The following is a 2470-nucleotide window of genomic DNA, read 5'->3' as shown; positions in this document are numbered from 1 at the left end:
AGGAGGTCGATAGTAAGCTGCGCGAGATCATGCGCCACATATTTCGCACCAGCTATGAAACCTCGAAGGAATTCGGCGCGGAGGGTAATCTCATGCTAGGTTCAAACATCGCGGGTTTTCGCCGCGTAGCCGACGCAATGCTGGATCAAGGGCTGGTTTAGGCCTGCTTATCGTGCCGAAAGCCGCAGCTCGCTTTTAAATTTAAACTCTTTAAATTTACGGCGGACTTTTTGGCTGCTTTGATAAAATTTCAATCGTTTGCGCTGAGGGTATGTGCGCTTCTCGACATAATTCGCTCTGCGCAGCTTGCGTTGGTATCTTGCGCGCTGCGTAAATTTTAAACGGCGCTTAGGCGGCGCGGTTTTAAAATTTAAGTCACCCCAGAGCCGATTTTAAATTTAATCGCAAGTGCGCAAAGTCCGCCGCCTCTCAAATTTCATCTTTAAATTTGAGGAGGTAAATTTTGCCCGTTAAATTTAGCTTTGAAATTTGACGTTTAAAATTTAACTCGAAGCCGCTTTCAAATTTAGCTTAAAATTTTATCTCAGCTCGCCCGCGCAGCGCGTAAATTTAAACCGAACACGGGCTGAGCGTTTACCGCATTTTGGCATAATGGCGCAAATTTTATCCAAAGGTTGCAATATGAAAAAATTTATGGTTTTACTCGCCGCCGCGTCGCTGTCGCTCGCGCATGCGGACGTAACGGATATCCTAAAGCAGGGCGCGGACGTGCTCGGTGCGACTCAGAGCGGAAACTACAAAGACCTGCTTGCCTCGGCTACGAATCGCGCCGTAGCCGAGCTCGCTAGGGGCTACATCCACAGCAAGACCGCCAAGATCGAGCTTCCTCCTTCGCTGAAAGCTGCTGCGAAGCTTGCGAGAAAGGTGGGCGGCGATAAATGGGAACGTGAGCTCGTCGTGAGTATGAACGATGCCGCTACCAAGGCGGTTAGCGGTGCGAGCAAGATATTTTTGCAAGATCTGAAATCTATGAACGATGCCGACGTTAAAAAGCTCATCGGCGGCGGCGACACGGCGCTTAGCGAGTATTTGCAGAGCAAATCTGGCGCGAAGCTGCGGGCGGTTTTTAGACCGATCGTAAGCGATATGATGAGCAAAAACAGCTTCGCGACGGCGTATAACGGGCTAAATTCCTTCGCGCAAAACAAGATCGCGGGTAACGAAGCGGTACAAAATATCGCGCGCGGGCTGGGCGCGAGCGAGTATCTGCCTAAGCAGGGCGAGGATCTGAACGATTACATCACGCAAAAGACGCTGGACGGGCTATTTGCGGTGATGAGGGAAAAAGAAAGCGCGCTTCGCGGCAGCGCAGTCGGCAAAGGTGCCGGGATTTTAGGCAAGGTGCTGAAATAAAGCTCGCGGCGAGGTTTTGGCGTAAATTTCGCCGTATAGCTACTTTCGGTTGCTTCGCGCTGCTGCCTGCGTAGTCTAAAGCTTCGCGCAAAGTGCCCGCTCGCGCGAAGCGACTGCTTGCATTAAAGCGAGCGCACGGCGAAATTTAGAAGTTCGTTTACCGCGCGCTTGGAGCCTGTTTGCTTTAGACGATAATCTTAGCGCGGAGTTTAATCCGCGAAATTTGAAATTTCGCAATACGCAAACAGTTTGAAATTTTAAAATTTCACGCAGAGTTTTAGAAATTCGTGCGGCAATTGAATGCGCGTATATCTAGCGCTTACGTCTGAAATTTTAAGAAGCGGCGGAGTATCGGGAAATAGAGCGGAGGCTGATAAGCGCGTAAGGATAAAGCAAGAAAGCTATCTTATAAAATTTCATCGCTTTTTAAATTTACGCTTTTTGATCTTCGGAGTTTTAGTGCTTTGCTCAGAGGCGTTCCCTTGTCGATACACGCCGTCATTTTTATACTCCGTTAGCTTTTTGCCGCAGTATGAGCAAATTTGATCCGTATCCTTGACGTCCTCGTACGGGTAAAATTTAAAGCAGTCCTTGCACCACATATATTGTGGATATCTTTTTATGCTCTTTTTAGGATGGAGGGCGAGGTAAAAAAACGAGATACTAATAAGTAAAACCGAAAATCCCGAGATAAGAAAAGGATATCCGATTTTGCTTTGTATTCCTGCGGGATCTTGCGTTGTAAAAATTTCTATAGATATTATTAAAAGGTTTAAGCCTATCAAGGCATTAATCACTCTACCTATTTTTTTGTTTATGAAAATTCCTGCAGAAGCAAACAATACGCCGATGATAAAAATCTTGATAATATAGACCGGCTCAACTGCGCTCCAGCCCCCGTATTTAAAATACATCTTTCCGCTAAAGCAGCCAAGAATGCTTTCAAATACAAAAAATGCGCCCAAAAGTATTAAACCTATCCTAGCGCTCATTTTTTTATCCATATAGCTTTTTGATTTTGCTTGCGCATCAATTATTTTTGGCTCAAGATAAGTTAAAAACTTTCAAAGGAGTTTTTAACTATGATCCTGCCGAT

At 46.1% G+C, this 2470-nt stretch carries 2 protein-coding genes and 1 pseudogene; 2 read left to right on the top strand and 1 reads right to left on the bottom strand.

From position 1 onward, the window contains the following. Positions 1 to 161: pseudogene (locus Q0140_RS01435) on the top strand (NADP-specific glutamate dehydrogenase); the annotation flags it as partial. A gap of 481 nt (positions 162 to 642) precedes the next feature. Beyond that, positions 643 to 1374, top strand: a complete 732-nt coding sequence (locus tag Q0140_RS01430) for a DUF4197 domain-containing protein (RefSeq protein WP_297960906.1) — start codon at positions 643 to 645, stop codon at positions 1372 to 1374. Between the two features lie 416 nt (positions 1375 to 1790). On the opposite strand, the gene Q0140_RS01425 is transcribed toward Q0140_RS01430, so the two are convergent. Beyond that, positions 1791 to 2366 carry a hypothetical protein gene (locus Q0140_RS01425; RefSeq protein WP_297960903.1) on the bottom strand — a complete coding sequence of 192 codons (576 nt, stop codon included), beginning with the start codon at positions 2364 to 2366 and terminating at the stop codon, positions 1791 to 1793. Between the last annotated feature and the right edge of the window lie 104 nt (positions 2367 to 2470).

Source organism: uncultured Campylobacter sp. (assembly GCF_938045405.1).
Lineage (GTDB): Bacteria > Campylobacterota > Campylobacteria > Campylobacterales > Campylobacteraceae > Campylobacter_B.
This window is presented reverse-complemented; position numbering and strand designations above follow the sequence as displayed.